This window comes from Streptomyces sp. NRRL S-378, assembly GCF_000720645.1.
Lineage (GTDB): Bacteria > Actinomycetota > Actinomycetes > Streptomycetales > Streptomycetaceae > Streptomyces.
This window is the reverse complement of record NZ_JOBX01000028.1, coordinates 86,387-109,351: the sequence shown is the minus strand read 5'-3', so window position 1 is coordinate 109,351 and position 22,965 is coordinate 86,387. Positions and strand designations below refer to the sequence as shown.

The 22,965-nt window shown below is 73.9% G+C and carries 24 protein-coding genes; 12 read left to right on the top strand and 12 right to left on the bottom strand.

Annotated elements, in window-relative coordinates:
* Window positions 1-703: HAMP domain-containing protein (locus IH80_RS0120770; RefSeq protein ID WP_030962376.1), on the bottom strand; the 703-nt coding region annotated here is incomplete at its 3' end.
* Window positions 704-1,044: 341 nt separating this feature from the next.
* Here IH80_RS0120770 and IH80_RS0120765 point away from each other — a divergent pair.
* Window positions 1,045-1,512 (top strand): ATP-binding protein, encoded by a 468-nt coding sequence (locus IH80_RS0120765; RefSeq protein ID WP_051809625.1) that lies wholly within the window; start codon window positions 1,045-1,047, stop codon window positions 1,510-1,512.
* A 40-nt stretch (window positions 1,513-1,552) separates the two neighbouring features.
* Here the strand turns inward: IH80_RS0120765 and IH80_RS0120760 are convergent, their stop codons facing one another.
* Window positions 1,553-1,897, bottom strand: coding sequence for an STAS domain-containing protein (locus IH80_RS0120760; protein WP_030962373.1), 345 nt, complete (start codon window positions 1,895-1,897; stop codon window positions 1,553-1,555).
* Window positions 1,898-2,148: 251 nt separating this feature from the next.
* On the opposite strand from IH80_RS0120760, the gene IH80_RS0120755 reads away from it, so the two are divergent.
* From IH80_RS0120755 to IH80_RS0120735, 5 genes are all read left to right on the top strand, one after another.
* Complete coding sequence (locus IH80_RS0120755; protein WP_030962372.1) at window positions 2,149-3,075, top strand: SigB/SigF/SigG family RNA polymerase sigma factor; 927 nt, start codon at window positions 2,149-2,151, stop codon at window positions 3,073-3,075.
* A gap of 10 nt (window positions 3,076-3,085) precedes the next feature.
* Window positions 3,086-3,418 (top strand): STAS domain-containing protein, encoded by a 333-nt coding sequence (locus IH80_RS0120750; protein WP_051809623.1) that lies wholly within the window; start codon window positions 3,086-3,088, stop codon window positions 3,416-3,418.
* Window positions 3,415-4,443 (top strand): sensor histidine kinase, encoded by a 1,029-nt coding sequence (locus IH80_RS0120745; RefSeq protein ID WP_037880587.1) that lies wholly within the window; start codon window positions 3,415-3,417, stop codon window positions 4,441-4,443. Before IH80_RS0120750 ends, IH80_RS0120745 begins: the two co-directional genes overlap by 4 nt.
* 180 nt (window positions 4,444-4,623) lie before the next feature.
* Entirely contained in the window at window positions 4,624-5,055 is a 432-nt protein-coding gene (locus tag IH80_RS0120740; RefSeq protein WP_030962367.1) for an ATP-binding protein, read from the top strand.
* Window positions 5,056-5,114: 59 nt separating this feature from the next.
* Window positions 5,115-5,777, top strand: coding sequence for a DUF4230 domain-containing protein (locus IH80_RS0120735; RefSeq protein ID WP_030962366.1), 663 nt, complete (start codon window positions 5,115-5,117; stop codon window positions 5,775-5,777).
* A 176-nt stretch (window positions 5,778-5,953) separates the two neighbouring features.
* Here IH80_RS0120735 and IH80_RS0120730 read toward each other — a convergent pair whose 3' ends face one another.
* Window positions 5,954-6,361 carry a VOC family protein gene (locus IH80_RS0120730; protein ID WP_030962365.1) on the bottom strand — a complete coding sequence of 136 codons (408 nt, stop codon included), beginning with the start codon at window positions 6,359-6,361 and terminating at the stop codon, window positions 5,954-5,956.
* Window positions 6,362-6,497: 136 nt separating this feature from the next.
* On the opposite strand from IH80_RS0120730, the gene IH80_RS0120725 reads away from it, so the two are divergent.
* The 3 genes from IH80_RS0120725 to IH80_RS0120715 all read left to right on the top strand — a co-directional run bounded on the left by IH80_RS0120725 (window position 6,498) and on the right by IH80_RS0120715 (window position 8,559).
* A complete protein-coding gene (locus IH80_RS0120725; protein WP_030962363.1) occupies window positions 6,498-6,947 on the top strand; it encodes an SRPBCC family protein in 450 nt (149 codons plus the stop codon).
* 5 nt (window positions 6,948-6,952) lie between these two features.
* Complete coding sequence (locus tag IH80_RS0120720) at window positions 6,953-7,780, top strand: DUF1206 domain-containing protein (protein ID WP_030962361.1); 828 nt, start codon at window positions 6,953-6,955, stop codon at window positions 7,778-7,780.
* 167 nt (window positions 7,781-7,947) lie between these two features.
* Window positions 7,948-8,559: a LuxR C-terminal-related transcriptional regulator gene (locus tag IH80_RS0120715; protein ID WP_030962360.1), complete on the top strand. Its 612-nt coding sequence runs from the start codon at window positions 7,948-7,950 to the stop codon at window positions 8,557-8,559.
* Between the two features lie 47 nt (window positions 8,560-8,606).
* Here IH80_RS0120715 and IH80_RS0120710 read toward each other — a convergent pair whose 3' ends face one another.
* The 5 genes from IH80_RS0120710 to IH80_RS0120690 form a co-directional block, all read right to left on the bottom strand.
* Window positions 8,607-10,409 (bottom strand): ATP-binding cassette domain-containing protein, encoded by a 1,803-nt coding sequence (locus IH80_RS0120710; RefSeq protein ID WP_078906652.1) that lies wholly within the window; start codon window positions 10,407-10,409, stop codon window positions 8,607-8,609.
* Window positions 10,406-12,226 carry an ABC transporter ATP-binding protein gene (locus IH80_RS0120705; RefSeq protein WP_037880585.1) on the bottom strand — a complete coding sequence of 607 codons (1,821 nt, stop codon included), beginning with the start codon at window positions 12,224-12,226 and terminating at the stop codon, window positions 10,406-10,408. The genes IH80_RS0120710 and IH80_RS0120705 overlap by 4 nt, the downstream gene beginning before the upstream one ends.
* Before the next feature lie 67 nt (window positions 12,227-12,293).
* Complete coding sequence (locus tag IH80_RS0120700; protein ID WP_030962357.1) at window positions 12,294-12,428, bottom strand: SapB/AmfS family lanthipeptide; 135 nt, start codon at window positions 12,426-12,428, stop codon at window positions 12,294-12,296.
* On the bottom strand, window positions 12,415-15,057 hold the full coding sequence (gene lanKC, locus IH80_RS0120695; protein WP_051809622.1) for a class III lanthionine synthetase LanKC: 2,643 nt from the start codon (window positions 15,055-15,057) through the stop codon (window positions 12,415-12,417). Before lanKC ends, IH80_RS0120700 begins: the two co-directional genes overlap by 14 nt.
* Before the next feature lie 98 nt (window positions 15,058-15,155).
* A complete protein-coding gene (locus IH80_RS0120690; RefSeq protein WP_234432318.1) occupies window positions 15,156-15,743 on the bottom strand; it encodes a VanZ family protein in 588 nt (195 codons plus the stop codon).
* Window positions 15,744-15,836: 93 nt separating this feature from the next.
* On the opposite strand from IH80_RS0120690, the gene IH80_RS0120685 reads away from it, so the two are divergent.
* On the top strand, window positions 15,837-16,775 hold the full coding sequence (locus tag IH80_RS0120685) for a YihY/virulence factor BrkB family protein (RefSeq protein ID WP_234432317.1): 939 nt from the start codon (window positions 15,837-15,839) through the stop codon (window positions 16,773-16,775).
* Between the two features lie 28 nt (window positions 16,776-16,803).
* On the opposite strand, the gene IH80_RS0120680 is transcribed toward IH80_RS0120685, so the two are convergent.
* The 4 genes from IH80_RS0120680 to IH80_RS0120665 form a co-directional block, all read right to left on the bottom strand.
* Window positions 16,804-17,163 (bottom strand): hypothetical protein, encoded by a 360-nt coding sequence (locus IH80_RS0120680; RefSeq protein WP_051809620.1) that lies wholly within the window; start codon window positions 17,161-17,163, stop codon window positions 16,804-16,806.
* Between the two features lie 124 nt (window positions 17,164-17,287).
* Window positions 17,288-19,015, bottom strand: coding sequence for a thiamine pyrophosphate-dependent enzyme (locus IH80_RS0120675; protein ID WP_030962349.1), 1,728 nt, complete (start codon window positions 19,013-19,015; stop codon window positions 17,288-17,290).
* 26 nt (window positions 19,016-19,041) lie between these two features.
* Complete coding sequence (locus IH80_RS0120670; protein WP_199819287.1) at window positions 19,042-20,610, bottom strand: FMN-binding glutamate synthase family protein; 1,569 nt, start codon at window positions 20,608-20,610, stop codon at window positions 19,042-19,044.
* Window positions 20,611-20,764: 154 nt separating this feature from the next.
* Window positions 20,765-21,130: a PRC-barrel domain-containing protein gene (locus IH80_RS0120665; protein WP_030962347.1), complete on the bottom strand. Its 366-nt coding sequence runs from the start codon at window positions 21,128-21,130 to the stop codon at window positions 20,765-20,767.
* A 196-nt stretch (window positions 21,131-21,326) separates the two neighbouring features.
* On the opposite strand from IH80_RS0120665, the gene IH80_RS0120660 reads away from it, so the two are divergent.
* Together IH80_RS0120660 and nadE are read left to right on the top strand one after the other, a co-directional pair.
* Complete coding sequence (locus IH80_RS0120660; protein WP_030962346.1) at window positions 21,327-21,977, top strand: HAD family hydrolase; 651 nt, start codon at window positions 21,327-21,329, stop codon at window positions 21,975-21,977.
* 150 nt (window positions 21,978-22,127) lie between these two features.
* The gene (gene nadE / locus IH80_RS0120655) at window positions 22,128-22,958 is read left to right on the top strand and encodes an ammonia-dependent NAD(+) synthetase (protein WP_030962344.1); all 831 of its coding nucleotides are present in this window, start codon (window positions 22,128-22,130) and stop codon (window positions 22,956-22,958) included.
* The last annotated feature ends 7 nt before the right edge of the window (window positions 22,959-22,965 follow it).

Sequence of the window (22,965 nt, the reverse complement as noted above, 5' to 3'; positions counted from 1 at the left end):
GGGCGTCCACCCGGATCTTCTGCGTCAGGTCGCCCTGGGCCACGGCCGTGGTGACCTCGGCGATCGAACGCACCTGCGCGGTCAGGTTGTCGGCCATGACGTTGACCGATTCCGTCAGGTCCTTCCAGGTACCGGAGACGCCCTTGACGTCCGCCTGCCCGCCGAGCCGGCCCTCGGTACCGACCTCGCGGGCCACCCGGGTGACCTCACCGGCGAACCCCGAGAGCTGGTCGACCATCGTGTTGATGGTCTCCTTCAGCTCCAGGATCTCGCCGCGGGCGGTGACGGTGATCTTCTGCGAGAGATCGCCCTTGGCCACGGCCGTCGCGACCTGGGCGATGGAGCGTACCTGCGCGGTGAGGTTTCCGGCCATGAAATTGACCGAATCCGTGAGGTCCAACCAGGCGCCCCCGACCCCCGGCACGTCGGCCTGACCGCCCAGGGTCCCCTCGGTGCCGACCTCGCGGGCGACGCGCGTCACCTCGGAGGTGAACAGCGACAGCTGGTTGACCATCCCGTTGAAGACGGTGGCGATCTCCCCGAGCAGCCCGTCCGCCCCGTCGGGCAGCCGCGTACGGAAGTCCCCGTCCCGGACTGCGGTCAGCCCGGCCAGCAACTGGCGCAGCTCCGATTCACCGATCCCGCCGTCACCCGGCAACGCCGGTACGCCGCCCAGTGGATCCACGCCCACCCGCTCGGCCATCCGTCACCCTCACTCTCGATACCAACCGCGCCGACACGCGGACAGGACAGGCGCCCTGGAACCGGGCATGCCGGAGTGCCCGGCACCGCCGGGATCCGTCCCTGCCACGGCACCGGTCCGGTGAAGGCTAACGCCGCCGGAGGTGCGATGAAGCACGGTCGATCACTCCGGGACGCGGCGCCTCCGGAATCCGGGGAACGGGACCTGCCCGGAAGCCCGGCGGCGTCCGGCCCGAACTCACGTTCCCCGCGCGGTGCTTCGGAACTCCTCGGATGCCGGCGCCCACTCCGGGTAGACGAACCGACAGAGGACGGCACAAACACGGAAAAGGGGTGAGGACATTGGCGGTCAAGGCAGTGGGCTGGGCCCGTTCGTTCCCGATCTCGGACGGCGTCCGGGCCGCGCGGAAGTGGACGTCGGGGCACCTGGCGACCCTGCCGTGGAACGCCTCGGCGGCCGACACCGTGCACTCCGTGCTGCTCTGCGTCTCCGAACTGGTCACCAACGCCCACCTGCACGCCGCGGGCACCGCGCACCTGGTGCTGACCTGGGACGGCCGCTGCCTCCACGTCAGCGTCGCCGACGCCGATCCGCGGCTCCCCCGCGCCCGGACCCCCGAGGGCGACGCGACCGCGACCTCCGGCCGCGGGCTGGGCATCGTCACCGCGCTGGCCGACTCCCTGGACGTCCACGCGTGCCACGGCGGCAAGGCGATCACCGCCTGCTTCCGGCCCGCCGGCGGCCCGGACCCGCACAGGGCGGAACCGCACCAGGCCGACCCGCCCGAGGCCGGCCCGTGCACCGGCTGAGCCGTTCGCCGGCGCAGGCACGCCCTCCTCGGACCCCGGATCACGCCGCGAGGGCGTCCGCGACGCTCGCGTGCAGGGAGAGGACGGTATCGGCGCCCGTCACGGCGAAGAGCCGGCGCAGTTGCTCGCCCGGGGCGGCGATGCGCAGCCCGGTGAGGTGGTGCAGCCGCAGCAGCAGGTTCAGGAACGAGGAGTCCCCGAAGGTGATGGAGCCGGCGTCCAGGACCACCAGCGCGTACCGGCCGGCGGCCGCGGTGAGAGCCGCCTCCAGCGGGTCCAGCGTGTCCTGGTCCAACTCCCCGTAAGCCGCCACCACCCAGCCGTCGCCCGCCGGGTAGCCCTCCCCCACCACACCCGGCTGGTACGCGTCTCCGAATCCGCCCATGTCCGCCTCCACGGATCGCCGTCTGTTCGTCCTCGTCAAGGGAGTATGCCTGCTCACCGCGGTGGTACTGCGCCTCCGGGTCGGGCGGGCACCCCCAGCGGCCGCCCCCTGGGCGCCACGCGGAACGAGCCGTGGAACGGGCCGCGGAGCGAGCTGCGGAAAAAATGGATTCGTATTCGGGTGTGTGGAAACGGAAAGTCGGGGCATGAGCGCGTCGGCAGCCGCAGTCAATCGGGAGGGAGCGGCCAACCATGTCTCGCTCGGCCACCGTTGTAGGCCCCGTTCGTACCACCGACGCGCACGTCCCGGTCCGTGACCGGGAGGACCCGGGAGTACCGGCGAGGGACGAGGACCTTTCACGGGTGGAGAACGCCCGTGAAATGGCGCCCGGCGACGCGCGGGAGTTGTCGCGGCACTTCTTCCGGCGGCTGCAGGCTCTGGAGGAGGGCACGCGCGAGTACCAGTACACGCGCAACACCCTGATCGAGATGAACCTCTCCCTCGTGCAGTTCGCCGCACGGCGGTTCCGGGCCCGCGCGCTCGGCGGCGGCCTCGACATGGACGACATCATCCAGGTGGGGACCATCGGCCTCATCAAGGCGATCGACCGCTACGACCTCGACCGCGAGGTCGAGTTCTCCACGCTCGCCCTGCCGTACATCATCGGCGAGATCAAGCGGTACTTCCGTGACACCACCTGGGCCGTGCACGTACCGCGCCGGCTGCAGGAGCTCCGTACGGAACTCGCCAAGGCCCAGGAGGCGCTGACCGACGTCCTGGGCCGGGCGCCGACGGTCAAGGAGGTCGCCCGGCACCTGGAACTGTCCGAGGACGAGGTCATCGACGGGCTGGTGGCCGCGAACGGCTACACGAGCGGCTCCCTTGACGCGGCGAGCGCCGAGGACGATGCGCCGTCCACCTCGAACCGGACGTCCCGGCCGCTGGCGGAACGCCTGGGCGACGTGGACCCCGCCATGGAACTCTTCGAGGACTTCCACACCCTCGCTCCCCTGCTGGAGCAGCTCGACGAACGCGACCGGCGCATCCTCCAGATGCGCTTCGGGGAGGACCGGACGCAGGCCGAGATCGGCGCCGAGCTGGGCATCTCCCAGATGCAGGTGTCCCGCCTGCTGTCCCGGACCCTCGCACGGCTGCGCACCGGCATGCTGACGGTGTAGGCAGCACACCATGACGCCGAGTACGGGCGCGCCGGCGCCGCTGACCGCCCTGCCGCTGCCAGGCCGCCCCGGTGCGTGCCTGAGCGGCAGCTGCGACCTCGACACCCGGCAGGCCCTGTCCGCCGCCCTCGGCGTCGTGGCCGGAATCCCCGGCCCCGTGGTGCACCTCGATCTGTCCGCCGTCGTCTTCCTCGACCCGACCGCGGTCGCCGCCCTCGTGCAGGCGTCGGCGGACCTCGGCGGGCAGGGGCGGCGCCTGCTGCTCCATGACGCGCCATACTCGCTCCGGAAGGTAGTGGAGATGTTCCCGGACGAGTGCGCCGCGCTGGAGGTCGCAGCATGATCACTGTTCCTGCGCCCACCGGGCCGCGGGCCTTCGTCCACCCTGCCCTCTTCTACCGGGACCTCGCCGAGTACCTGTCGGGGGTGGGCGACTTCGTGCGCGGCGCCGTCGCGGCGGACGAGCCGGTGCTCGTCGCCGTGCCGGGAACTCGCCTGGAGGCCCTGCGCGAGAGCCTCGGTACGGGCGGTGGAACCGGGATCACCTGGACGGACATGACGGAGCTGGGCCGCAATCCCGGCCGGGTCCTGGCCGCCCTCCAGGAGTTCGCCGACCGGCACGCCGGTCGGGCGGCCCGGATCGTCGGCGAATCGATCTGGCCGGGCCGCTCCCCCGCCGAGGTGCTCGAGGCCACCCGCCACGAGGCCCTCGTCAATACCGCCTTCGCCGGCCGGTCCGCCACGGTCCTGTGCCCGTACGACGTGGTCGGTCTGGCGGCCGACGTGGTGAGCGACGCCCGGCGCACCCACCCCACTTCCATCGAGCGGGGTCAGGACCGGCCGAGCCCGGCCTACGCCGACGCCTCGGCGCTCGCGGCGGACCTGGACCGCCCCCTGCCCGAGCCCGTCGGCCCGGTGGCCCGCCTCGCCTACTCCCACGGAGGGCTGGCGGAGGTGCGCGCGTATGCCGAGGAGTGGGCCCGCGGCACCGCCCTGTCCCCGGCCCGGCGGGGCGACCTGATCATGGCGATCAGCGAGGCCGCGGCGAATTCCCTCGCCCACGGCGACGGGAAGGGCGCGCTGCGCCTGTGGACCGTCGGCGGGCCTGCGGCGGAGGACCCGGGGGACGCCGCGGGAGGCCCCGCAGGGGGCGCCGCGGGATGCGCTGCGGGGGCCGTCGCGGGAGTCGTCGCCGAGATCCACGACGGCGGACTCCTCGCCGACCCGCTGGCGGGGCGGCGCCGCCCCTCCCTCACGTCGGCCGACGGCGGCCGCGGGCTGTGGATGATCCACCAGCTCTGCGACCTGGTGGAGGTCCGCGCCACGGAGAGCGGCTTCACGCTGCGGCTGCACGTGGCCACGCGCTGAGAGCGGCCGTCGCCTACAATGTCACGCGCTTGCCAGGGCGGCCACGAGTCGTCGGCGGTGCGTGGGCGGTCCCGTACATCGATCGTGCCCGCGCCGGGCATACGCCTGTGACAGAGACCAGTGTCAACGCGGGGGTGAGAGAGCTCAGTGGAGACCGTCGGAACGGAAACGGGTGATCCTGTGAGTGTCGGCCTTCCCGCCGCGGGGCAGCGCCGCCGGCTCGCCCTGGCGGGCGTCCGCGGCGCCGTGGCCAAAGGCCGCGACTTCACGCGCCAGGCCCTGCGGGACTGGGGCTGGGACGGCACCGAGACCGCCGAGGACACCCTGCTCCTCGTGTCCGAGCTGCTGACCAACGCGTCACTGCACGCGGACGGCTGTCACGAGCTCGTGCTCACGGCCGGGAAGGTACTGCGCATCGAGGTGTGCGACGGCACGACGACGCTCCCCCGCCGCGATCCCGCCCCGCGGCGCGGCGTCCCGGGCGGCCACGGCCTCCACATAGTGGAGCGCCTCTCCGACCGCTGGGGCACGGACGTCCATGAGGACGGGAAGGCCGTCTGGGCCGAGATCGAGGTCGCCCGTCTGGTGTCCGGCCGCCCCACGGGACGGTAGCCGGCTCCGGCCCCGTCGCCGCCCGTAGTGGAGCCGCGTCCACGGGGTATCCGCGGTACATGGATTCCTCTTCGGAACGGCCAGGGCGCTCGCCGCGCCCGATGTGGGGACGGATCGCCGCCGGGCTGGTGGTGGTCGTGGTGCTGATCGTGCTCGTGGAGCGCTTCAGCCTGGGTCCGGGGTTCGGTGGGCTCTTCGGCGAGGACACCCGTGACCGTTCGGGTCCCGCGCTGCTCAAGTCGGTCCAGGACATGGACCGTTACGAGGCCGCCGTCGGCAACTTCCAGGTCGTCGTGGACCTTGAGAAGGACGCGGCCTTCCTGCCGGACGCGATCCGCGGAACCCGCACCCTGTACGTGGGCGCCGGGACGGTCGGCGGCTACGTCGACCTGGGCGGGCTGGACGAACGCAGCGTCACCGTGAACGAGGACCGTACGGAGGCCTCGCTCCGGCTGCCGCACGCGGTGCTCGGCCAGGCGGCCCTCGACCCGAACCGCTCGTACGCCGTGTCGAAGCAGCGGGGTCTCCTGGACCGGATCGGCGATCTCTTCTCCGACAACCCGGCCGGCGAGCAGGCCGTGCAGAAGCTCGCCGCGCAGCACATCGACGAGGCGGCCCGCACCAGCGGCCTCGCCGACCGCGCCGAGAAGAACACCACGTCGATGCTGGAGGGCCTGCTGCGCTCCCTGGGTTTCCGCAAGGTGACGATCACCTACGGCTGAGCGGCCGCGCGGCGCCCAGGTCCGCCACCGCCGCGGGCTGGGGTCCGGACCGGTCCGCTTCGGTCTCGGGACGGTCCGTCCCTGGAGCACCTCGGGCGTCAGCCGTCGGCGTCAGCCGTCGGCGTCAGCCGTCGGCGTCAGCCGTCGGCGTCAGCCGTCGGCGTCAGCCGTCGGCGTCAGCCGTCGGACGCTCGGGCCGCCGCGAGGACGAACGCGTGGCCCGCCGGGTCCGCGTAGCGGCGCAGGGTCGTGCGGTTGTCCGGGCGGGTGCCGTCCTCTTCTGCGGCCACCGGGCGCGCCCCGAGGGCGACGGCCTCGCGTTCGGCCTCGTCGAGGGCGTCCTCCGCCACCAGGATCCGCAGGTGGACCTGCTGGGAGCCCTCCGGCAGCGGCCAGCTCGGCGGTGTGTGCAGCGGATCGCGGCGGACGCCGAGCAGCGCGCCCGCGCTGCCGGTGACGAGGAACAGGTCGCCGTCGTCGGCGGCCGGGCCCGCCGTCGCGCCGAGCAGGTCCGCGTAGAAGCGGGCCAGGGGCTCGGGGTCGGCGCAGTCCAGGACGATCACGCTCGTCTTGAGTACGGTCATGCACCCGCGTGTGCCCTGCGTCGTCGGCCGTACACGCGCCGTGCGGGTAGCGCATGGCGCCCCCGGGGCCGGGTAGCCGCGCCTTGGGGACGTCCGGCCGGACGTCGCCGCCCGCAGCGACACGGAAGGGGTGCGCATGTCGCACGTCGAGGAGTACGTCGAGGTCAACGTTCCGGTACGGACGGCCTACAACCAGTGGACGCAGTTCGAGGAGTTCCCTGCCTTCATGGAGGGGGTGGAGCGCATCGACCAGCGCAGCGACACGCTCACGCACTGGGTGACGAACGTGAACGGGGTACGGCGCGAGTTCGACGCGCAGATCACCGAGCAGCTCCCGGACCGGCGCGTCGCGTGGATGACGGTCGACGGCGAGGCCCGTCAGGCCGGGATCGTGACCTTCCAGCCCATCGACGCGACCACCACCAAGGTGGTCCTGCACATGAACTGGGTGCCCGACGGCCTGGCCGAGGCCGCGGCCGACAAGCTCGGCTTCGTCAAACGGCAGGTCACGGGTGATCTCAAGCGGTTCAAGCTGTTCATCGAATCGCGCGGGGTCGAGACGGGCGCCTGGCGCGGCGAGGTCTGATCACGATGAGCGGCAGCGAGGCGGTGAGCAGAGGCACCCGGGCCGCGTCGCGCGGCGGCACCCTCCGGGAGGTCACGGCGCGCAGCGGGCTGGTGGCGCGCGGGGTGCTGTACGGACTGATCGGCGTGCTGGCCGTACGCGTCGCCTTCGGTGGCGACGGCGGCCGGGAGGCCGACCGGCAGGGTGCCCTCCAGGAGCTCGCGGACAAGCCCTTCGGCTCCGTCCTCATCTGGGCCGTCGGCATCGGCTTCGTGTGCCTGGTGCTGTGGCGGCTGTCGGAGGCCGTGTTCGGCGCGGCCGGACCGGACGGCGACAAGCCCACCAAGCGGCTGGCCTCCGCGGGCCGCTGCGTGTTCTACGCGGTGGCGGCCTTCTCCGTCCTCGTGTTCGCCTCGGGCGGCGGCGGCCGTTCCGGGGACGAGCAGTCCCGCGACATGACGGCGAAGGCCATGGATCTTCCCGCCGGCCAGTGGCTGGTGGGGGCCGTCGGGCTCGGGGTCGCCATCGCCGGCGTGGTCATCGCGGTGCAGGCGGCGCGGTGCCGCTTCCGTGAGCACCTCGCCATGGGCGGGGCCTCCCGGGGGACCCGCAAGGCGGTCGATTTCCTCGGGGTGAGCGGCGGACTGGCCCGCGGGGCGGTGTTCGCGGCGGTCGGCGGCTTCGTCGTGTACGCGGCGCTGCGCTACGACCCGGGGCAGGCCAAGGGGCTCGACGACACCTTGAGGTCGTTCGCCCTCACTCCGGCAGGACCGTGGCTGCTGCTGGCGGTGGCCTTCGGACTGGTGCTCTTCGGGGCGTTCTCCTGGGCGATGGCCCGGTGGCGCGAGGTGTGAGTCGTCCGCTCTTCAAGGGGGTTACCCGCCGAAGCGGAGCCGGCTCCCCGGGCATCTCGGCCAAGTTGTGCGCACGCCCCTGCACGCCCCCCGCAGTGACGTTCCATCTCCCCCGTACGGGGGCAGCCGCCTGGTGCTGTCGGTTCGTACTCCGAGGAGAGCTCACGATGACGAAGGTCCTGGTCCTGCACAACGTCAGCCTGGTCCGGTCCGCACTGGCCGCCCTGCTGAGATCGGAAGGGCCGTTCGAGGTCACGTCCGCGGGCTGGCGGTGCGCGGCACGCCGGGCGGAGTCCTTACGCCCGGACGTGACGGTCGTCGACCTGGACTGTCCGGGGACGACGGCCGTGCTGGCCGACGCCGGTCACGCCGCCGACCGGCAGGTGCTGGCGTCCCCCTCCCCCGTGCTGGTGCTCGCGTCGACCGGCGCACCCGGTTCGCTGCACCGGGCGTTCCGCGCGGAGGCCCGCGGCTACGTCGACAAGGACGGCTCGCCCGGGCGTCTCGTACGGGCGGTGCGGCGGGTGGCCGCGGGGGAACGTTTCATCGACGCCTCGCTGGCTTCCGCCTTCATGGAGGCGGACCCGGTACCGCTGAGCCCGCGGGAGCTCAGCGTGCTGGCCCGGGCCGCGGAGGGCGATTCCATCGCCGAGATCGCCCGGACCCTGCACCTGGCCAGCGGGACGGTGCGCAACTACATGGCCGCGGCGACCCGCAAGACGGGCGCGCGCAACCTCATCGACGCCATCCGGATATCCCGGCGGGAGGGCTGGGTCTGATCCCCGACGCCTCCCGCGGGCGGGGGGACGGGGCCGCGAACGTCCGGTCATCCGTCCGCGGTCCCGTCCCACCTCCCCACCAGGTCGCGGTACAGCGGCGACCTGGTGGGGAGTTCCGCATGGGCGCCGCAGACGGCGCGGGTCCCGTCCAGCACGAGGACCCGGTCGGCGCGGGCCGCGGACGTGACGCGGTGGGCCACGACGACGAGGGTGCCGGGCCGGGCCGCGAGGGCCCGCTCGGCACGCTCCTCGGTACGGGGGTCCATGTGGCAGGTGGCTTCGTCGAGGAGCAGGAGCGGGGCCGGGGAGAGGTAGGCGGCGGCCAGGGCGAGGTGCTGGCACTCACCGCGGGACAGCAGCCGGGGCCGCACCTCGCCGTCCAGGCCGCCCAGCCGCTCCACGAGGTCGTCCAGTCCCAGGGCGGTGACGGCGCGCCGGACCCGGGCGTCTCCGTGCCGGGGGTCGCCCGGGTCCGGGGAGAGGTGGGTGAGGTTCTCCCGCACGGTGCCGGTGAACACGTAGGCCTGCTGCGGCAGGAGGGTCCGGCGCGGGTCCGGTCCTCCGGCGTCCGGTTCCCGCCGGGCGGGGGCGCCCGCGACGAGCACCGTGCCGGCGTCGGGTACGAGCATTCCGGCGAGGAGGGCGGTGAGCGTGGACTTGCCGATGCCGCTCGGACCGACGACGGCGAGGTGTTCCCCCGGCCTCACGACCAGGTCGAGGGCGTCGAGCACGGGCGCCGCCCCGCGGCCGTAGGCGAAGGTGACGCCCCGCATTTCCGCCGCCGCGCCGGCGGGCGGGACGGGGTGCCCGGCAGGCCACGGCTTCGCCCCCGGGTCGCCCGCGACCGGTGGCGCGCGGTCGCAGAACCGCTCCAGGACCACGAGCAGACGGGTTCCTGCCGAACCGAGCGCGGTCATCAGTGAATCGAGGGCCGGCAGCAGGGCCTGCACGAGGTACGTGAGGCCGCCGGCCAGCGTTCCGGCGGTGACGCCGTGTGCGAGCAGCCAGGGCGCCGCGGCGAGCAGCACGACCACCGGCAGCCGGCCGGCCGTACCGAGCGCCAGGGTCCGCAGCGCCGCCCAGTGCGCGAGCCGGCGGGCGAACGTCTCCTGTGCGGCGATCAGCGGTTCGACCCGGCCCCGCGCCGCCGCCTGTCCGCCGCAGGCGACGACGTCGCGCAGCCCCTCCCCCAGCTCGCCCAGGCGGTCCGCGAGGGCCTCGTCGGTGTCCAGGGAGCCGCGCTGCACGGCCGCCATGGGGCGGAGGGTGGCCAGGAAGGCCGCCACGCCGAGCAGCAGGGGCGGCAGCACGAACAGCAGCAGGACCGGGGCCAGGGCCGCCATGCCCGCGAACGCACCCACGGCGGTGAAGACGAACGAACGCACCGTCAGGACCACTCCCGCGAAGGAGTCCCGGGCCATCTCCGTCTGCTGGGTCAGGCGGGACACCGCACCGGCGCCGGGAGCCCGCGCAGGGTCCTTGACCGCGCGGTCCAGCGCCTGGCGCACCGCCCGCCGGACCAGGCCGTCCCGCAGCGGCTCGACGAGGTCGGAGAGGCCGGTGAACACGCCCCGCAGCGCGAACCCGCCGAGGAGCGCTCCGGCCCCGGCGGCGGCCAGCCAGGCCAGGCCGGTGCCGGTACTCCCGGCGAGGAAGCCGTCGTCGAGGGCGCGGGCCACGCCGTAGCCGCCGAGGAAGGTGTGCGCGGACTCGAGGAGCGACCATCCCGCCAGGCGCGCCGACGCGTTCCTGTGGCCGCGCAGGAACCGCCGGCCCTCGGGAGCCACCCGGCGCCAGGCCTCCGCCTCGGTCCCGCCCCCGGTGCGCACATCGGTCCCGGTGCCCGTCATCGTCCTGCCTCCTGCTTCCGCACCGGCGCCCGGGGTTCGTCCGCCCCCGTCGCCCCGACGGCTCCGCCCGCGAACACCTCCCGGTAGTCGGGCTCGCGCCGCCACAGTTCGGCGTGCGTGCCGGCCGCCCGCATCCGCCCGCCCTCCAGCCATACGACGAGGTCGGCGCGGACGGCGGACGAGAGGCGGTGGGCGACCACGATCCGGGTGCCGGGCCGGACCTCCCGGGCGATCGCCCGCTCGACCTCGCGGGCCGTGACGGTGTCGAGGCTGGAGGTCGCGTCGTCGAGCACGAGGAGCCGGCCCGCCCGGCAGAACGCCCGTGCCAGTCCCAGGCGTTGGACCTCACCACCCGACAGCGGCGCCTCGGTGACGCGCGTTCCGTACCCGTCGGGCAGGCGCCGCACGAACGGGTCCGCGCCCGCGGCACGGGCCGCGGCCCGGACCTCCCGCGCCCCGGGACCGGGGGCCGCGCCGAAGCCGATCGCGTCGGCGACCGTGTCGCCGAGCAGGACGGGCCGGTCGAAGGCATGACCCACCTCGCGTCGCAGGGCCTCCGCGGTCAGCTCCCGCAGCGGTACGCCGTCCAGCAGCACCTGCCCGTCGTCGGGGTCGGTGAGCCGCCCGGCCACGGCGGCGAACAGCGTCTTGCCGGCGCCGGACCGGCCCACCACCGCCACCGTGCTCCCTCCCGGGACCACCAGGCTGACGTCCCGCAGGACGGCCGATCCGTCCCGGACGACCGTCACGTCGCGGAACTCCAGGGTGCCGGGGCCGCCTTCGGGCAGCTCGGTCCGGCCGTGGCCGAGCGGGGGCAGGTCCAGGAGGGCGCCGGTGCGCCGGGCCGCGGACCGGCCGCGGACCACGACCGCCAGTGCCCCGGTCACGGCACCGGCCCCGGCCGCGAGGCCCGCGTACCGCAGGACGGCGAGGAGCTCACCGACGCCGATGGCCCCGGCCGCCAGGCGGACGCCGCCGACGGCCAGGACCGCGTACAGGAGCAGCGGCATGAGGGCCGCGGAGCGGGCCGTCGTGCCGCCGTAGACCTGCCACATGCGCCGGCCCTCGGCGCCGAGCTCGGGCAACCGTGCGAGGATCCGGGCGCGTTCCCGGTCGGCGGTCCCGGCTGCGGCGATGGTGCGCGCCCCGGCCAGCGCCTCGACGAGACGTCCGGCGGTCGCGAGCTGCACCTGCTGGTAGCGGGCCACGCTGGTGAGGGTGTCGCGGGTGAAGGCCCGCAGCAGGAGCAGCAGCAACGGCACGCCCAGCAGGAAGGCGAGCGCCGTCCACAGGTCGATGAGGAAGAGCGCGGCCACCGCGCCGAGCGGCGGCAGCAGTGCGGCGACGGCGTGTGCGAGGGCCGCCGGGACCTTCCCCGCCTCGGCGGCGTGCGCGGTCAGCCGGGCGGCGGTCTCGCCGGGCGCGTGGCGGGCCGCGTGGTGCGGGGCGGTCCCGAGCAGCCGGGCCAGACCGAGCCTGCGCAGCCGGGCGGTGGAGCGGCCGTCGACCTCCCCGGTCAGCCGTACGGCGGCGGCGTCCAGAGCCACCTCGGCCGCGATGACCGCGGCGCACAGCCCCGTCCATGCGGGGCCGGACGGGTCCCGGCGCAGCAGCAGGTCCAGGGTGTGGCCGAGGACGGCCGGCTCGGCGAGCGCCGCCGCGGCGGCGGCCACCGTGCAGGCGAGGACCGCTGCGGTGCGCCCGCCACTGTGCCGGGCCGCTGCGACGAGCGCCCGGTCCGCGGCGCGCGCCGGAGCCGGCCCCTGTCCGTGCTCGGGCTCCTGCTCCGGGGCGGCGGGCGCGTCGGGAGGGCTCATCGGCGGATGCCTCCAGTGATGTGGGTCGGGCCCGGGCGGTGAACCGCCCGGGCCCGAGGTGACCTGGTCAGTTACAGGTCGTGATGCTCAGACTGCTGTCCCCGCAGAGGAGCAGGCTGGCCCGGCTGCCGCCGCCCGTCATCGCGACCTCGGCGGTCTCTTCCTTCGGGGTCTCCATCGACTGCAGGTCAAGAAGCGTCATGTCGGATCCTCTTCTCTCGGATGGTGCGGTGGGTCACGGTCCCGGGTGGGACCGGCTGGTGGGCCGCGGCGGCGTCGCGCAGCGGCGGGAGGAACGGCAGGTGGGCGCGCCCGCCGGGCGCGGCGCTGCCGAGGGCGAGGAGAGCGCCGGCCGTGCCCGTGGTGAGGTCCATGGACAGCCGCATCATCTGCTCGCCGGGGAAGGCCAGGTGCCCCTGATACGGCACGGCGTGCCGCGCCAGTGCGTCGATCTGGCGGGCGATGGCGCCGGGCCCGGTGCCGGGTCCGGGCGTGGTGGTCCGGGCCAGGTGGAGGATCATCCCGGCGGCGCCGCGCATCAGTCCGGGCTGGGCGTAGAAGGTGGCCTGCGCGGCCCGTACGATCTCCGGCCGGGCCCGTTCGAAGCGCTCGTCGGGGCCGTGCTCCAGCCAGTCGTCGAGGACCATGCCGATACCGACGCTCCCCTCGCCGAGGTACGGCATGGTGCGCCAGCCCTCGTTGACCTGGAGGGTGCCGTAGGCGCTGGTGGTGCAGCGGTCGAGGTCGCGGTGGAGGGCGTGGGCGGCCTGGATCAGCAGCTCCTTGTCCCCGGTTCGCTCGTAGAGGCGTACGAAGAGCAGGGCGGGCCCGGAGTTCCCGTACAGCAGTCCTGCGCGGGTCGGCCGCCGGTCCGGTTGCGCGAGGAGTTCGGCGCAGCGCAGGGCGGCGGTGTGCAGCTCGCTCCCGCCGCCGGCGGTGCCGAGCGCGTCGAGGGCGAGGCCGATGCCGGCGAGGCCGCCGTACAGGTCGGGGCCCGCGCTCTGCCAGGGCTGGTCGAGCAGCCGGTCGGTGAGGGCGAGGGCGCGCTCCCGGTGTCCGAGCCGGTCCAGGGTCCAGGCCGTGCCGGCGAGGCCGTCGTAGAAGCCGAGCGGGGTTCCGGAGGCCGGATCCGCGGCCCGGTCGAGCAGCCACTCCTCGGCCTCGGGCCAGGGTCCGGCGCCGGTTTCGGCGAGGGCGTGGAGCACCCCGGCGATCCCGTGCCCGAAGCCGATGCCTCCGTGGGCGGTCGCGAACTGGGCGATGTCGCCGGGGACGAAGCGGTCCTCGCGGTGCGGGGTGGCGCTCGCCCGCAGCGCGGCGGCCATCGACGTACGGGCGGCCGGCCATGCCCCGGGCTCGACGGGCAGGTACGGTCCGGCCGGTGCGGGCAGGCGGTGGCCCGGCCGGCCCTCCGGGACGCCGGACAGGATCTCCTCGACGGCCTCGTCGAGGAACCGGCGCGGTACGGGGAACTGCTCGGCGGCGACGGCGGCCAGGTGCGCGGCCTTGGTGCGGTCCATGACCAGCAGGCTGGTCAACGGGAGGAACAGGGCGAGCCGCAGGCAGGCGAGGGCGTAGCGGTCGACGGCGAAGCCGCGCCGCTCGGCCGGGGCGACGAAGGCCGGGTTGGCCACCGTCTGCCGCAGCCCCTCGTCGATGTGCGCGGCGGCCTCGAAGTCCAGCAGGGCGACGGAGGGTTCGCCGGTGTCGTCCTCGGCGACCATGATGTTGAAGAGGTGGAGGTCGTTGAAAACGACCCCGCGGGCGTGGACGGCGTCGACGGCTTCCGTGACCCGCTGGTGGATCTTCAGCGCCCACTCGGTGTAGGCGGCGAGCTCCGCCGGGGCGGGGTCCGCCTCGATCAACGGGTGGCGGCGGGCGAAGTAGGTGTTGAGCGGTTTGCCCTCGAGGTACTGCAGCGCCAGGAAGTGGTGGTCGCCGACGGTGAAGGTGCCGCGGACCGCTGGTACGCAGTCCAGTCCCGCCAGCCGTTCCAGCGCGGCCCGTTCGCGGTGCAGCCGGGTGACGGCGTCGGCTCCGTCGGCGGCCAGGCCGGCGTAGGGCCTGGCTTCCTTGAGGACGACGGGCTCGCCGCTGCGGCTGTCCTCGCCGAGGTAGACGCCGCCACCGTTGGAGAAGTGCAGGGCCCGTTCCACCGTGAAGGGGATGCCGGTCAGGGTGACGGCGGAGCGCGCCTGCAGGTGGGGCCCCAGGAAGGCGGGCGGTTCGAGCCACTCGGGCGGCTGGAACGCCGGTCCGCGCCGGTCCGGTTCGAGCCGGCCGTCGGGGGTCTCGATGGCCGGGACCAGTTCGCCGTTCCGGTCGTAGCAGTGCCGCAGGGTGAAGCTGCCGTAGCGCAGGTGGACCGGTCCGGCCCCCCAGCGGAGGTCGCTGAGGATGTACGGGCCGGGCGCCCCGGCGAGCGCGGTGTCGAGGTCCTGCGCGATGCGGTGGCACTGCCGCTCGTCGGCGGGGTACACGGTGATGAACTTGCCGCTCGCCGCGCGGTCGGCGTACTTGGCGTTGCGCAGGTGGAGCAGGTGGCGGCTCGGGATGAACTTGAAGGCGATGCTCCGCTCGGTGCAGTAGTCGTACACCGTGGTGAGCACGGACTCGGCGTTGTCGAGCGTGGCCGAGACGTGGATCTTCCAGCCCTGCGCGGGCAGTTCGGCGCCCGCGGGGCGCAGGGCGAGCCAGTCGCCGCTGCGGTGCGAGCGCCAGCCCTGCGGGACGGGGGCGAGGGCGGCCGGGTAGCTCTCGCCGGTCCGCCGGTACGGCGCGTCGTAGAACCAGCGGTCGGCGTCGCAGTAGGCGGCGTACCCCTTGTTCACACCTGCTCCCTCGGTCGGTGGCGGACACGACCGTGTCACGCCGGGCTGAGGGGGCGACAGTCACTGCTGTCACCGATGGGGTGTGCAGTACTCACGAGTCACGAAGGACGGCGGTGCCACCAGTGCCTGCGGCGGGGGTGGACTGCGCGGCCCAGCCGCAGGCCGATCAGGAGGTAACCGAGGAGCGCGCCGGTCGTGTTGAGAATGACGTCGTCGATGTCGAAGACGCGTCCGGTGACGAGGGCGCCCTGGATCAGTTCCACCAGGGTCATCAGGCACACGGTCACCGCGGCGACGCGCAGCAGTCCGCGGGCGGGGGGCAGCAGGACGGGCAGGAGCACGCCGAAGGGCACGCCGAGCAGCAGGTTCCCGCCCAGTTGGCGGGCTGCTTCGAGGGTCGACGCGTTCTCCAGGTAGGCCTCGATCGAGCGGCCGGGCTGAAGATTGCTGTGTACGAGGGCCGCCGAGGCGGCGGACGGCTCCAGTGTCAGCCGGGCCAGGACCACGCTGAACAGCACGGTGCCGGCGAAGGCGGCCAGCATGGCCAGGGCCCGCACGGCCGGGTGGGCGGGGTGGGCGGGGCGGGCCGGGTCGCTCGGGCGGGCCGGGCGGCTCTTGGTCCCGGCGGGCTGCCGCACGGCTTCCTGCGGCTCTTCGTCGCGTCGTCGCGCGTAACTCCACGTCATGCGGGCGCGTGTACCCGGCCGACGGACCGGTACGCGGGTGCCTCGCGGGCGCATGGGCGCATGGGCGCGGGCCCGGCAGGGCACGCGCTGGGGGTGACCGACATTCCCCGCACCGCATCATCTCGAGGCGGGCCGCCCGCCGCCGCCACCGCCGAAGACACCGCAGCCACGGCCACCGCCGTCTCCGGGGGGACGGCCCTCGCGGCGCGCACCCGCGCCGAGTTGCGGCGCACGGCCGTCCGCGTCTGGACGGACAACCTGGCCGACCACGCGGCCGCGCTCACCTACTACGCGCTCCTCGCGCTGCTGCCCGCGCTCGTCATCGCCGTGTCCGTCGTGGGGTTGCTGGGCGGCACCCGGCGGGACCGGCTCATCGCCGAGCTGACCGCCTACGCTCCCCCGCAGTCGGCCCAGGTGCTCCGCGAGGCGCTGGGCGGCCTGCCCGAGGGGCATTCGTCGATGTGGGCGCTGCTGCTCGGTGGGGTGGTGAGCGCGCTGTGGTCGGCGTGCAGCTATCTCGCGGTGTTCCGCCGCGCCCTGCACACGATGCACGGGGTGCCGGACACGCGGCGTCCGCTGCGTGCCGCGCACACGCTGGTCGTCCATGCGGGGCTGCTGCTGGTCCTGCTCGTGGTCGGTGCCATGGGGCTGGTCGTGTCCGGGCCGCCGGCCCGGTGGTTCGCCCGGGTCGTAGGTGGCGGCGGCCCGGAGGCCGTGGCGCTGCTGCGCTGGCCCGTGCTGCTGGTGGTCGTGACCCTGCTGGTGCTGGTCCTCTTCCGGACCGGCCCGGCCCAGAGCCGGGGCACGCGGCGGGGCCTGCCGGGCGGTGTACTGGCGGCCCTGCTGTGGCTGGCCGCCTCGGGACTCTTCACGCTGTACACGCAGCTGGACACCTATGGCCGGCTGTACGGGTCTCTGGCCGGGATCGTGGTCTTCGTCGTCTGGCTCTGGTTCGCCAACCTGGCGCTGGTCACCGGCGCCCAGTTCAATGCCGAGCGGGCGCGGGAGCCGGTGGCCGGGCCGCAGGCCTGAGGCCCTGCGGCCCGACCGCCCCGCAGCACTACTTCGTGCGCCGGGCCCGTCGGGCGCGGCGGGCGAGCACGGCCGCGGTCAGCACGCCGGCGGCCGTGGTCAGCGCGGTGCGGTTGGCCCGTGCCAGGGTCGCGGCCCGGCCGGCCCCGGCCCGCACGGAGTCGAACCTGCGGTGCCCGGCGAGCCGTCCGGCTCGGGCGGCGGTGTCCCGTACCCGGATCGCGGTGCGGAGCGCCCCGGCCAGGACGGGATCGGGTGTCTTGTCCTCCACCAGACGCCCGACGTGCACGGCGGTGTCCCGGAGCCGGCCGGTCGCGCGGGTGACGTGCTTGCGCAGCTCCGCCGGGGCGGGGACGGACTTGTCGTTCGCGTGGGGTATCAGCGTCATGGGGCTGCCCTCTCCTGAGAGTCGTAGGCGTCGGGGTGTCTGCTGCGCGGGTACCCGCCAACGGGCCGCTCAAGCGCGCGGCCCCCGGGGAGCCCGGGGACCGGCAGCGCGGGGAGACGGTCCGTCAGCCGGGCGTGCCCGGCAGGATCTCCTTGGCCTTGGCCAGGGCGAAGCCCCATGCCTGGCCGACGGTCGGCTTCGCGGGCACGGCGATCTCGTCGGGGTTGGTCAGGACGTCCAGCAGGACGGGGCCCGGTGTCGCGAACGCCTTGCGCACGCCGTCGTGCAGGCCGTCCGGGTCGGTGACGCGGATGCCCCTGAACCCGAGCGCGGTGGCGACGGCGGCGAAGTCGGGATTGTCGAGGCCGGTGCCGAACTCGGGCAGCCCGGCCTGTTCCTGTTCGAGTTCGACCATGCCCAGACGGCGGTTGTCGAAGACGACGATCTTCACGGGCAGCCGGTACGAGGCGATCGTCATGAGGTCGCCCAGCAGCATGCCCAGACCGCCGTCACCGCACAGGGCGACGACCTGCCGGTCGGGTGCCCACAGCTGCGCCCCGAGGGCCTGCGGCATCGCGTTGGCCATGGACCCGAGGTTGTAGGAGCCGATCAGGCGCCGGCCGCCGCTCATGGTGACGAAGCGGGAGAGCCAGACGGTGGCCATTCCGGTGTCGGAGGTGAAGACGGCGTCGTCGGCGGCGTACGTGTCGACGGCGGCGGCCAGGGCTTCGGGGCGGACGGCGTGGTCGCGGTTGTCCAGGGCCGCCCGCAGCCTGCCGGACGGGCGCCGGTCGTGCGCCGGGTCGGCCAGCCGCTGTTGTCCTTCCCGCCACTTCGCGAACCGGTCGCGGGCATCTACCAGATGGTCCCGGTCGGGCGCCTGGTCCAGCAGCGGCAGCAGGGCGCGCAGCGTCGCGCCCACGTCTCCGGCCAGGCCCACGTCCACGGGCACCCGCCGCCCCAGATGCTCCTCGCGGACGTCGATCTGGACGACCTTGCAGTCCTTCGGGTACCAGTCGCGGTAGGGGAAGTCGGTGCCCAGCATGAGCAGGGCGTCGCCGTGGTCGAGGGCGTGCGCGGCGGCGGGGTTGCCGATCAGGCCGGTCTGGCCGACCTCGTAGGCGTTGTCGCCCTCGAAGCCCTCCTTCGCCTTGAGGGTGAGCACCATGGGCGCGGCGAGCCGCTCCGCGGTGCGGAGCACGTCGCCGCGGGCGTCGCGGGCTCCGCGGCCGACCAGCAGGGTGACGCGCGAGGCGGCGTTCAGGAGCTCGGCGGCCGCTGCGAGGGCCGTGTCGTCCGGGCGGGTGACGGCCCGGCCCAGCGCGAACCGGGCGGGCCGGTCCTCGGCGAGCTCCCGGTCGCCGAGGTCCGCGGGCACGGTCAGCACCGCCACTCCGCCCCGGCCGACGGCCGCGCGGACGGCGGACTCCAGCATGCGGGGCATCTGGTCCGGGGAGGTGACGGTGGCCCGGTAGACGGCCACGTCACGGAAGAGGAGGTCGTTGTCGACTTCCTGGAAGTAGTCGCCCGCCATCTCGGCGAGGGGTACCTGCCCGCAGATCGCGAGCACCGGGGCACGGCTCTTGGCCGCGTCGTACAGCCCGTTGAGGAGGTGTACGGAGCCCGGCCCGACCGTGCCCGCGCACACCCCGAGGACGCCGGAGAGCTGGGACTGGGCGCCGGCGGCGAAGGCGGCGGCCTCCTCGTGCCGGCAGCCGACCCAGTCCAGGCCCTCGGTGGTGCGGATCGCGTCGGTGAGTGGGTTCAGTGCGTCTCCGACGACTCCGAAGACGTGCCGGACACCCAGGTCCTTCAGTGCCTCGACGATGACCTGGGCGACGGTGCGTGCCATGGGACGGTCCTCCGGTGGTGAGGGGGTCAGTGGGCGAAGCGGTCCGGGTCGGCCGCCTCCCAGTCGGATGCCCAGTCGGCGGGTGCGGATGCGAGCAGTTGTCCGGGGGTGAGCCAGGAGTGCAGTTCGGCGTAGGAGCGGACGGTGTGCGGGTCCACGCGCTGGAGCAGCATGTGGGGGCGCAGGCCCCGCGGATCGTCGACCCCCAGCGAGGCCATGATCTGCAGGGCGCTCTTGACCGTGGCCTCCTGGTAGCGCCGTACGCGCTGCGACTTGTCGGGGACGTCGACGGCGCGGGCGCGCCGCTCGTCCTGGGTGGCGACGCCGACGGGGCAGGTGTTGGTGTGGCAGCGCTGGGCCTGGATGCAGCCGACCGCGAACATCATGGCGCGGCCGGCGTTGGTGTAGTCGGCTCCCTGGAGGAGTCGTTTGACGAGGTCGCTGCCGGTGGCGACCTTGCCGCTGGCCCCGATCCGGATCCGGTCGCGCAGTCCCGCGCCCACGAGGGCGTTGTGCACGGTCATCAGTCCCTCGCCGAGCGGCAGGCCGACGTTGTCGACGAACTCCAGCGGTGCCGCGCCCGTACCGCCCTCCGCGCCGTCGACGACGATGAAGTCCGGGGTGCTGCCCTCCTCCAGCATGGCCTTGCAGACGGCGAGGAACTCGCGGCGCGAGCCGAGGCACAGTTTGAAGCCGACGGGTTTGCCGTCGGCGAGCTCGCGCATCCGCGCCAGGAAGCGCACCAGTTCGCGCGGGGTGGAGTACACGCGGTGGTAGGGCGGCGAGATGACGGTCTTCCCCTGCGGGACCCCGCGGACCCGGGCGATCTCCGCGTTGACCTTGGCGGCGGGCAGGACGCCGCCGATGCCCGGCTTCGCGCCCTGACTGATCTTCAGGGATACGCATTTCACCTGCTCGTAGGCGGCCTTTTCGGCGAACTGCCGCTCGTCGAAGTCGCCGTCGGCCGTCCTGCAGCCGAAGTACCCGGTGCCGATCTCCCATATGAGGTCCCCGCCCGGGTGAAGGTGGTACTGCGAGAGGCCGCCCTCGCCGGTGTCGTGGGCGAAGCCGCCGAGCCGGGCGCCCGTGTTGAGTGCGAGTACGGCCTGGGCCGAGAGCGAGCCGAAGCTCATCGCCGACACGTTCAGCAGGGCCATGTCGTAGGGCCGGGTGCAGTCGGGTCCGCCGACGCGGACGCGGGGCGGGGTGGTGCGGACCGGCCGGGGGGCCATGGACGGCGTCAGGTACTCGCTGCCCGGCTGGTACAGGTCGAGCTCGCTGCCGAAGGGCTCCTCCGAGTCGGTGCCCTTGGCGCGTTCGTAGACGAGGTCGCGGGTGTCACGGTCGAAGGGGCGGCCGTCGAAGTTCCGCTCGATGAAGTACTGCTGGAGTTCCGGCCGCAGTTTCTCCAGCGCGAAGCGGAGGTGTCCGAGGACCGGGTAGTTCCGCAGGACGGAGTGCCGCCGCTGGACGACGTCGTGGACCGCCGTCGCCGCGAGCACGAGCAGCGGGGCGGCGGGGGCCCACCACCAGGGGGAGACGAGGAGGGCGGCGGCGCCGGCGGCGGCCGCGAGCAGGCCGTGGACGGCCACCATGAGTAGTTTCAGCACATCGCGCGTGTGTCCCGGAGCCGGTCGGCCATGCGGCCGTACGGCGGTGCTCCCCCGGCCTCGGGGGACACGGCACGGCCGTGGGCCCGAACTCGGGGAGTTCGGGCCCACGGCCTGGAAGCGGTCGGACTCGGGCCGGTCAGAGCGGCGGGAGGCCGAGACGGGTGGTGGCGTAGTAAGTGCCCAGTTCCTGGTGGTAGTCCCGGTCACCGAGGTGCTTCTCCCGGTGGAACTCGGGGGCGTCCTTGATCTGGCCCTTGGTGCGGTCCACGTAGATGGTCCGCTCCTCCGGGTCGATGCTGACGACGGTGCTCGCCGGCAGCAGGACCTCCTTGCCGAAGATCCAGACCCCGGTGTCGACGACCAGGTAGGCGTCACCGACCTCGTCGGAGTGCTTGTCCACCTTGCCGATGCCGCCGTCGGTCGCCTCGACCTTGTAGCCGGTCAGATCGGTGCCGGCCAGGTGGCCCGAGGTCGACTTGTAACTCCACACATGCTCAGTCACGCGGAAACAACTCCTCCGGTGGACGGGGGACGGCGGGTGACCCGGCCGTCCGTCCTTCTTGGTGCGTCGTGCACGGGGTGTTCCGTTCTCCCCGTGAACTCCGCCTGCCCCGCCTCCGGCGCCTCATGCACGGACGGAATGTCTCGGTCCGCGGGCTCCGCCGCGGCCCGTCCGGCCCGGACCCTATGCTGCGGGAATGATCAAGCCGATTGAACTCGTCATATTCGACTGCGACGGCGTGCTCGTCGACACCGAACGCATCGCGACGCGCGTGCAGGTCGCCCTGGGGGCGGAGCTGGGGTGGCCGCTCACCGAGCGCGACGTGATCGACCTGTTCATCGGACGGTCCGACGCCTCCGTGCGGGAGCTGATCGCCGCCCGGCTGGGCGGGACGACGGCCGACGTCTGGGCGAAGCGGTTCGAGCAGCTCCACCGCGAGGCGGTGGACACCGGCCTGACCGCTGTCGAGGGACTCCCCGAGGCACTCGACGCGATCACCCTGCCGACCTGTGTCGCCTCCAGCGGCTCCCACGAGAAGATGCGCCACACCCTGGGCCGCACCGGGCTCCACGACCGCTTCGCAGGCCGCATCTTCAGCGCCACCGAAGTCGCCCGAGGCAAGCCGGCCCCGGACCTGTTCCTGTACGCGGCGCAGCGCATGGGCGTCGATCCGGCGGCCTGCGCGGTGGTCGAGGACAGTCGTCCGGGGGTGGAGGCGGCCCGCGCCGCCGGGATGCGGGCCTTCGGTTTCGGAGGCGGTATGACCCCGCCCGAGCGGCTCGAGGGTCCGGGAACTCATGTGTTCCACGCCATGCGGGATCTGCCCGCTCTGCTCGCGGCGGGGTGACGGCGTCGGGTCGGCCTCCGTCCGGCCACCACGGCCCTTGAGCAGGGCTTCGCGGCCTTTCCTCTAGAGTGCTTCCGGCCCCCTCTTCGCGCCCGCGGCCCGCCCCGCGGCGCGAGCCGAACTGTCCACGGGCCCGACCGAGGAGCAATCGTGACCGACCAGGCGTCCATATCGCTGCAGCAGGAGATCGCCCGGGACCTCCAGGTGAGCGCGTCCTTCGACGCCGGCCAGGAGATCGAGCGCCGCGTGGCCTTCCTCGCCGACCGGCTGCTCTCCACGGGCCTGCGCTCGCTGGTCCTCGGCATCAGCGGCGGTGTGGACTCCACCACCGCGGGCCGGCTGTGCCAGCTCGCGGTCGAGCGGGTGCGCTCGGCCGGGCAGCAGGCGACGTTCTTCGCGATGCGGCTGCCGTACGGCGTCCAGGCCGACGAGTCGGACGCCCAGCTGGCCTTGGAGTTCATCCGGCCCGACCAGGTCCTGACCGTCGACGTGAAGGCGTCGAGCGACGCCGCGCTGGAGGCGGTCCTGGCCGGCGGCACGGTCTTCCGTGACGCGCACCACCAGGACTTCGTGCACGGCAACATCAAGGCCCGCCAGCGCATGATCGCCCAGTACGCGGTGGCGGGCGCGCACGCGGGTCTCGTGGTGGGCACGGACCACGCCGCCGAGGCGGTGTCCGGGTTCTTCACGAAGTTCGGCGACGGTGCGGCCGACGTGGTCCCGCTGACGGGCCTGACCAAGCGCCGGGTCCGGGCCACGGCGGAGGCGCTGGGCGCGCCGTCCGCGCTGATCTGGAAGACCCCGACCGCGGACCTGGAGACGCTGAAGCCGGGTCTGGCCGACGAGGAGGCGCTCGGCGTCACCTACGACGACATCGACGACGTCCTGGAGGGCAAGCCGGTCGACCCGGCCGCGCTCGACATCATCGTCAACCGCTACCGGGCCACCGAGCACAAGCGGCAGCTCCCGATCGCGCCCTGACCGGCCC

Coding starts and splice junctions, on each gene's coding strand:
- IH80_RS0120760 (WP_030962373.1), bottom strand. CDS start 1,897: ATGGGCGGATTCGGAGACGCGTACCAGCCGGGTGTGGTGGGGGAGGGC.
- IH80_RS0120755 (WP_030962372.1), top strand. CDS start 2,149: ATGTCTCGCTCGGCCACCGTTGTAGGCCCCGTTCGTACCACCGACGCG.
- IH80_RS0120750 (WP_051809623.1), top strand. CDS start 3,086: ATGACGCCGAGTACGGGCGCGCCGGCGCCGCTGACCGCCCTGCCGCTG.
- IH80_RS0120745 (WP_037880587.1), top strand. CDS start 3,415: ATGATCACTGTTCCTGCGCCCACCGGGCCGCGGGCCTTCGTCCACCCT.
- IH80_RS0120735 (WP_030962366.1), top strand. CDS start 5,115: ATGGATTCCTCTTCGGAACGGCCAGGGCGCTCGCCGCGCCCGATGTGG.
- IH80_RS0120730 (WP_030962365.1), bottom strand. CDS start 6,361: ATGACCGTACTCAAGACGAGCGTGATCGTCCTGGACTGCGCCGACCCC.
- IH80_RS0120725 (WP_030962363.1), top strand. CDS start 6,498: ATGTCGCACGTCGAGGAGTACGTCGAGGTCAACGTTCCGGTACGGACG.
- IH80_RS0120720 (WP_030962361.1), top strand. CDS start 6,953: ATGAGCGGCAGCGAGGCGGTGAGCAGAGGCACCCGGGCCGCGTCGCGC.
- IH80_RS0120715 (WP_030962360.1), top strand. CDS start 7,948: ATGACGAAGGTCCTGGTCCTGCACAACGTCAGCCTGGTCCGGTCCGCA.
- IH80_RS0120710 (WP_078906652.1), bottom strand. CDS start 10,409: ATGACGGGCACCGGGACCGATGTGCGCACCGGGGGCGGGACCGAGGCG.
- IH80_RS0120705 (WP_037880585.1), bottom strand. CDS start 12,226: ATGAGCCCTCCCGACGCGCCCGCCGCCCCGGAGCAGGAGCCCGAGCAC.
- IH80_RS0120700 (WP_030962357.1), bottom strand. CDS start 12,428: ATGACGCTTCTTGACCTGCAGTCGATGGAGACCCCGAAGGAAGAGACC.
- IH80_RS0120690 (WP_234432318.1), bottom strand. CDS start 15,743: ATGACGTGGAGTTACGCGCGACGACGCGACGAAGAGCCGCAGGAAGCC.
- IH80_RS0120680 (WP_051809620.1), bottom strand. CDS start 17,163: ATGACGCTGATACCCCACGCGAACGACAAGTCCGTCCCCGCCCCGGCG.
- IH80_RS0120675 (WP_030962349.1), bottom strand. CDS start 19,015: ATGGCACGCACCGTCGCCCAGGTCATCGTCGAGGCACTGAAGGACCTG.
- IH80_RS0120670 (WP_199819287.1), bottom strand. CDS start 20,610: ATGGTGGCCGTCCACGGCCTGCTCGCGGCCGCCGCCGGCGCCGCCGCC.
- IH80_RS0120660 (WP_030962346.1), top strand. CDS start 21,327: ATGATCAAGCCGATTGAACTCGTCATATTCGACTGCGACGGCGTGCTC.